This is a genomic window from Lyngbya sp. CCY1209, from assembly GCF_055795065.1.
Genome location: NZ_JAYFER010000421.1, coordinates 41,541 through 47,906, shown reverse-complemented (window position 1 = coordinate 47,906; position 6,366 = coordinate 41,541). Strand labels below are relative to the sequence as shown.

6 protein-coding genes and 1 pseudogene are annotated in these 6,366 nt (G+C 56.5%); 3 read left to right on the top strand and 4 right to left on the bottom strand.

Annotated elements, in window-relative coordinates:
- Positions 1 to 241: 241 nt before the first annotated feature.
- The 4 genes from AC0QHF_RS13010 to AC0QHF_RS12995 all read right to left on the bottom strand — a co-directional run bounded on the left by AC0QHF_RS13010 (position 242) and on the right by AC0QHF_RS12995 (position 3,109).
- Complete coding sequence (locus AC0QHF_RS13010; RefSeq protein ID WP_324704643.1) at positions 242 to 2,071, bottom strand: iron uptake porin; 1,830 nt, start codon at positions 2,069 to 2,071, stop codon at positions 242 to 244.
- 239 nt (positions 2,072 to 2,310) lie between these two features.
- Positions 2,311 to 2,556, bottom strand: a complete 246-nt coding sequence (locus AC0QHF_RS13005; protein WP_324704642.1) for a hypothetical protein — start codon at positions 2,554 to 2,556, stop codon at positions 2,311 to 2,313.
- 1 nt (position 2,557) lies between these two features.
- The gene (locus tag AC0QHF_RS13000) at positions 2,558 to 2,788 is read right to left on the bottom strand and encodes a hypothetical protein (RefSeq protein WP_324704641.1); all 231 of its coding nucleotides are present in this window, start codon (positions 2,786 to 2,788) and stop codon (positions 2,558 to 2,560) included.
- 84 nt (positions 2,789 to 2,872) lie between these two features.
- On the bottom strand, positions 2,873 to 3,109 hold the full coding sequence (locus AC0QHF_RS12995; RefSeq protein ID WP_324704640.1) for a DNA-directed RNA polymerase subunit omega: 237 nt from the start codon (positions 3,107 to 3,109) through the stop codon (positions 2,873 to 2,875).
- A 233-nt stretch (positions 3,110 to 3,342) separates the two neighbouring features.
- On the opposite strand from AC0QHF_RS12995, the gene AC0QHF_RS12990 reads away from it, so the two are divergent.
- The 3 genes and pseudogenes from AC0QHF_RS12990 to AC0QHF_RS12980 all read left to right on the top strand — a co-directional run bounded on the left by AC0QHF_RS12990 (position 3,343) and on the right by AC0QHF_RS12980 (position 6,366).
- Entirely contained in the window at positions 3,343 to 4,845 is a 1,503-nt protein-coding gene (locus AC0QHF_RS12990; RefSeq protein WP_324704639.1) for an efflux RND transporter periplasmic adaptor subunit, read from the top strand.
- Positions 4,846 to 4,919: 74 nt separating this feature from the next.
- A pseudogene (locus AC0QHF_RS12985) lies at positions 4,920 to 5,108 on the top strand (ABC transporter permease); the annotation flags it as partial.
- Between the two features lie 64 nt (positions 5,109 to 5,172).
- Complete coding sequence (locus AC0QHF_RS12980; RefSeq protein WP_324704638.1) at positions 5,173 to 6,366, top strand: ABC transporter permease; 1,194 nt, start codon at positions 5,173 to 5,175, stop codon at positions 6,364 to 6,366.

The following is a 6,366-nucleotide window of genomic DNA, read 5'->3' as shown; positions in this document are numbered from 1 at the left end:
TCATCCCCCCAAAAAAACTCTCATAGAAACCCGGTTTCTTCATCCTCAACCCGATCGCTAGAAACCGGGTTTCTACCAGCATTTCTCATCCCCCAAAAAAACTCTCATAGAAACCGGGTTTCTTCATCAACTGCGGGGGTGGGGTCGGCCACAAATGACAGTAGGGGCGAAAAATTTTTCGCCCCTACCATTGACTCATCTCATCCGTGCGAATCGGAATGGGCCGATCGCACTCCAGCACCTAGAACTGGAATGTGGTTCGGAGCGTCCCGACGACGATGGTATCGTTGGAATCGTTGTGGCCCGGGTTGGTGATGATGTACGCTCCGGGGGTGATGGAGATGTACTCGTTGAACGGGAAGCGGTAGAACGTCTCGATGTGGAGGGAGGTGTCCTCGTTTTCGAGAGCGGCGATGTCGTGGGAGGTGACTTTCGGAGGCATCCCCACGATGATCGCGCCGGAATCTCCTTCTTTGAGCACGTCGGGGAATCCGAGGGTGACGGCCCAGTTGAGGATGGTGGCATCGCTGTCGCCGCCATTTTTCTGATTCGCCCAGGTGGCGCCGAACCAGCCGCCGAATTCAAAGCTATTGGCGACCCGCCAGTTGAACTGGAAGCCCAAGTTGTCGCTGGTGGTGGAGTTATCTCCGAAGGGGCGATCGGCGATCCAGCTCCCGGTTCCACCCGCGACGTTAACATCTCCGTCGGTGAAGTATTTGCGGGCGTATTCAACGGCAAAGGCTAGTTTGTCCGTCGGCTCGAAGACGAACTGAGCCGATCCGGTGTTGCCACCGTTAAATAAGCCACGTCCTTCCCGGGCGTCCGCCGCATCGCCGGCCAAGTAACCCAGGTTCAGTTTGAACTGACCCTCGCTACCGAAGCCGAACTTGGCGATCGCCCCCGTTCCTTCGGGTCCCCGGAAGATGGCGGGGTTGCGCCGCCCGAACCGGGAGATGGCACCGGTACCCGAGCTGTTGAAGGGCGTCAGGATGTCCATCGCGTCGTCCAGGTCGAGGCTGTTGGCGCCGATGTAGAATTGCGCCCGATCGTTAAAAGCCGGGAAGCGATAATGCAGGTCGTCGATCTCCACCCCGTCGGATTGGCCGTCGATGCCGGTGCGCGCCATCAGGGTATTGGTGAGGTCGAAGTCGCTGAGGTTGGGAATGTCTACGGCTTGCAAACGGGTTCTCAACCGGTCTTTCCCGGTGAAGCTGGTGTCGAAGTTGAGGCGGACCCGATAGCCCATGTAGAATTGGGTGGGGTCGTCGCTGTCTTGTCCGAAGGGGCCGCCGGCGACGTTAAATTGGGCGCGATCGCCCAAGCTGTCACCGGGCCAGAACACCGCTTCCCCGCTCAGTTTGGTGGTGGTGGAGAATTGGTTGGCTTCTAGTTCCCCGGTACGGGCTTCCAGAACCGTCACCCGCCCCCGCAGGCTGGCCAATTCCACGCCAAACTCTTCCATGAGCCGCTGCATTTTGGCCAGATCTTCGCGAGTCACCAGGTCGGCGGTGGAAGCGTTAATTAATTCGGTGATCCGCTCCAGACAGGCGTTGACCCCGGCCGCGAATTCAAAACGGGTCAGGGCGCGGTTTCCTTTGTAGGTTCCGTCGGGATAACCGGCGATACAGCCGTAGCGCTCGACGAGGGACTGGAGGGCTTGGAAGGCCCAGTCCGTGGGTTGGACGTCGGACAGTTGGGAAACCGAGGTGACTTGGGACTGTTTCTGGCGGCCCCGACCTTCCCGGCCGTACTGGTTGAGTTGGTCCAGGGTTTGCCCTTCGGCGCCCGGGGCATCCAAGTCGGCAACGGGAACTTCCGATGTCGCGCCGGCTGCGGGGTTGCCCTGCACGCCCACACCGCCGGCGTGGGGGTTGACGGGAACCTGGGCGAATTCTTGGGGCCGTTCCACCGCACCTTCTCGGGAAGTGATGGTGGTTGCCGTGTTAGCCGTCAGTTCCGCTTCTCCTGTTTCGGATGCAGATAGTTCTGCGAGGGCAGGTGAAGAGGCCAGCAAACTGGCTCCCAAAACTGCCGGACTGAGTAGCCAAGCATTGAACGATCGTTTCGACACTCTCTCTCTCCTCACACGGGTAATTAGATTTCGACAAGGTTTTGGAACGAGGAGATCAAAACCTCCCCCCCGCAATTCTACACCGTCCCTTCGGCGATCGCGAAGCCCGGGGTTAGAATTTTAACCCATTATTATAGACTGTTTGCCAACTATCCGGATTAAATTCAATCGTTGCTCCGGATCTGTCAACTCTGCGCCGATTCTACCCCCGGGGCGACGTTCGCGGCCCCGGAGAACAATTAACTGGCTTGGAGCCGGGTCGAAATCTGTCGGAGGATGACCTGCTCGGCGATCGCATCCAAACTGCTGCGCCCTTGGGCTGGACATCCGTGGGGGTAGGTGAGGGGAAAGGGTCTGTCCCGCCATCTCAACTCGTTGTAGGGGGCGTCGGAGCGGAATTTCAAATAAATTCCATTGTCCACATCTTCGTAATAGGCGATCAGCACGTCGCCGTAGTCCCGCCAGTTGATTGTCTTGCCACTCATTTTATGAAACCTTCTTTATCAGTTGACTGGTTTTCAAAATCAGCCCGACGACCAGAATCGCCTCGATGGATAACTGCAGTGTATCCGGGATATGAAATAAAAACAACAAACCGCAGAACCCGCCCCCCAGGAACAGGGCGATCCGATACACTTCATCCCTTTGCTTCAGGGCCCAACCGGCGATCGCAAAGCCCAAAATCAACCACAACAGACACATCGTCACAAAAATCACACGAAACCTTACTATATAGCTTACCTACATTCCCCCGAACATGAGTTATCATTTGGTAATAAAAAGCTTAAGTTCTCGTCATTTTCACCCCCCGTCTTCGACGAGGAGTTGGGGCTGCATGAGTTCGTCCGACATCTCCAGGATCGCCCGGGCGACGGGCTTGATTTCGGAGGGGTTGGAATTGTGAAATTCTTCGTAATGAAATCGCTTTGCGCGTTTGGCAACTTGTACCGTGATTTGATAGCGACTGGCGGAACGGGCGAGCAACTGGGTCGATCGCCGATTCAGATCCAGGGCGTCGGAGAGGGTCGATAATGTCATGAATTTCAGATAATTTGGCATCCGCCCCCATCATAGAAAGCGCAGGTAAACGATGCGTTAAATTCAAGATAAATTTACCCGCTCTTCTCGGATTCGGAATTGGGGAAAGTGAACGGTTTGCCGACGGCCGGTCCTTCCCGGCCCCCTGGTGACAACCGACGGCGGCGATCGGCTAAACTGGTAGGGGAGATTCGCTCAAACCTGACCTCGACCTCAACCGCAACTGTCATACCGTGTCAACTTTAGACTATCGAGCCAAACGGGCCTATCAACGGGGAATCAAATGGTTGATGGGTTCCGCACTCTTCGCCGCCATCGGTGTCGGCGGCGTTTTGGCCTACGATCTGATCCAGAATCAGCCCCCGGCCCCCGTGTCCGTGGCACTGACCCCGGTGGAACTGGGGGAAGTGGAAAAGAAGATCAGCGAGGGGGGGACCCTGGAGTTGGGGGGACAGCGGAGCATCAAGTCCCCGGAGGATGGGGCGGTGGAGCGGATTTTGGTGGCGGTGGGCGATCGCGTCTCGGAGGGCCAGGAACTGATCGGCCTGCGGAACCCCGATCGCGAAACCATTTTACAAAAGCAGCAGCTCGAAATCCGAAAACAGGAAATTACCGTCGATCGCGATCGGCAAAAAGTCAGAGAAGCAGAGGAAGAACTCGCGGCGGCCGAGGCGCAGTTGCGGCGGGATATCGCCAAATACGAACGAAAAATCGAGTCGGCGGAAGCCGTCAAAGCCCTGGAAATTGAAAAGCAGGAAACCATCGTCGATCGCAACCGCCAAAAGGTCAAAGAAGCCGAGGTGGAACTGGCGGCGGCCGAAGTCCAATTGGAAACGGATCGGGAACTGTTAGAAAAGGGATTTATCGCAAAACAGGAAATTGACAGACAAGAGCAGATAGTCCGGGAAAAACGGGCGACATTGCGGGATGCCCGACACGCCTTAGAAACGGCTGTGGTGGATTTGGAAACGGCCCGAACCCGACTGATCGAGGAGATCGAGACGCCGAGCAGCGGCCCCGTCATTAATGCCGAAGTGAACCTGCGACAGGCTCAGGCGGATTTGAGAGGAAGCCAGAGCGAACTCGATCGCCTCAAAATCGAATATCAAGAAGCGGCTCTCGAACTCCAAAACTATGTGATCACCGCCCCCATCGACGGCATCGTTCTCAACATCGACGTCAAACCGGGGGATGGAGTCAACCGCAGCAACGATCTGATCGCCCTCGGCGACCCGAATCAGGAGGTGGTGCAACTGAAACTGTCCACCCTCAACGCCGTCCAGGTGAAACCGGGCCAACTCGCCCGCGTCAGCGAAATCGGCCCCGATCCCGAAATATTTACCGGGCGGGTGGAGCGGATCGATCTGAAAGCGAGTTCCTCTGAAAACAATCAAAGTTCCGACTCGGGACAGGCGACAGTTCCCGCCACCATCAAATTGGATCGGCCGACGGGAAGTTTGATTCCGGGGAGTCCGGTGAGTGTGGAAATTGTTTTGGACGCCCGGGAAGATGTCGTCGTTTTAAGTACAGAGTTGATTCGACGGGACGGAGAATCGCCCTACGTCTGGGTCGTGGATGCCGACGATCGCGCCCAAAAACGGCCCGTCACCCTGGGTTTGGAAGGGCTGTTGCAGGTGGAGGTCACATCGGGTTTGAGTCCCGGCGATCGCGTGATTTCCTCCTCTCCCGACGAACCCCTGAAGCCCGGAATGGCCGTGGTTGGAGGGGCGGAATAACCGACCTCCACCCCATCAGAATCGTGATGGGAATCGATCGCTTGGAGGATATCGATCGCATCCAAGAAGAGGCGATGGCGATCGCCACAGTTCACGGTGCCACAGTGGTGATCGCCGAGCCATTTGAGTTACCCTATAAATTCGACCGCCAAACGGCTGCGATCGCCCTCGGTTCGTCGGTGGCGGTGGGAGTCGGCGCGGCATTTTTCCCCGCCCTCCGCGCCAGCCAACTCGACCCGGTGAAAGCCCTGCGGGGCGATTAAATTGCCATTACCCAATCACAGAATCGAGTCCATTGTTAATTGTTAATTTTTAATTTTCTACTCCATGAGTCTATCTCCCTTCAATTTATTCGGTCTGAGTTGTCAATCTTTGATGGGCAATCCCCTGCGTTCCACCCTGTCCGCCGTCGGCGTCTTTATGGGAGTGGCGGCGGTGACGGCGACCCTGCAAGTCCGGACGATTTCTCGAACGGTGATTTCCCAACAAATTGAAGCCAGAGAAGCCCCCACGCTCCGGTTGAATCCCGCGTGGGAACCGGGACGTGAAATTCAACCCTTGACCCTAGAGGATTTGGAATTTCTGCAACACCGCCTGCGGGGTGCGACGGCGATCGCGGGTCAGCGTTACAGTCGTTGGTGGGTCGATTCGGTTGTCTTTCAAGATCGCAGTGTCAGCCCGGAATATGTGCTGGCCGTTTCCCAAGACTATCAAAAAATTTCGGGTCGAAAAGTGCTCGAAGGTCGGTTTTTCAATGCCACCGATTTCCTGCGATATCGTCCGGTGGTCGTGATTGACGAAGTTTTGGCTAAGGAACTTTTTGAAACGGTCGCTCCCATCGACCAATCAGTTTACATTAAAAATCGACCCTACATTGTTGTTGGGGTGGTCGAAACCAAGGAATTTTCATCGCGATCAGATCAACAAGGTCTTTTGATGATGCCGCTGCCCTTAGATACGGCGGTGACGGGGCAGCGTAAACTTCATACGATTGCGGTGGGGGTCGATCGCATCGAAGACATGGAAGCGGTGGAAAAACGGGCGATCGCGCTGATGAAACAGCGGGTTCCGACTCAGGATTATCGCGCTTGGAAAAATATCAACGATATCCTCGAACAAAAGCAAACTTTGGAATCGGTTTCTCGGGCTCTGCTGGTGGTGGGTGGAATTGCTTTAGTTGTCGGCGGCGTGGGAATCGCCAACGTCACCATCGCATCGGTGATCGAACGGACACCGGAAATCGGGTTGCGGCGGGCGATCGGGGCGACGCAACTGGACGTGATGTCGCAGTTCATACTCGAAGCGGCGATTTTGAGTGTGGTGGGGGGGACGATCGCGATCGCCACGGTTCACGGGATAACCCTGGTGATCGCCGACCGGTTTGAGTTACCCTATGAATTTGACCGGCAGACGGCCGCGATCGCCCTCGGTTCGTCCGTGGTGGTGGGCATCGGCGCGGCATTTTTTCCCGCCCTCCGCGCCAGCCAACTCGATCCGGTGAAAGCGTTAAGGGGACAATAA

Coding starts and splice junctions, on each gene's coding strand:
- AC0QHF_RS12980 (WP_324704638.1), top strand. CDS start 5,173: ATGAGTCTATCTCCCTTCAATTTATTCGGTCTGAGTTGTCAATCTTTG.
- AC0QHF_RS13005 (WP_324704642.1), bottom strand. CDS start 2,556: ATGAGTGGCAAGACAATCAACTGGCGGGACTACGGCGACGTGCTGATC.
- AC0QHF_RS12995 (WP_324704640.1), bottom strand. CDS start 3,109: ATGACATTATCGACCCTCTCCGACGCCCTGGATCTGAATCGGCGATCG.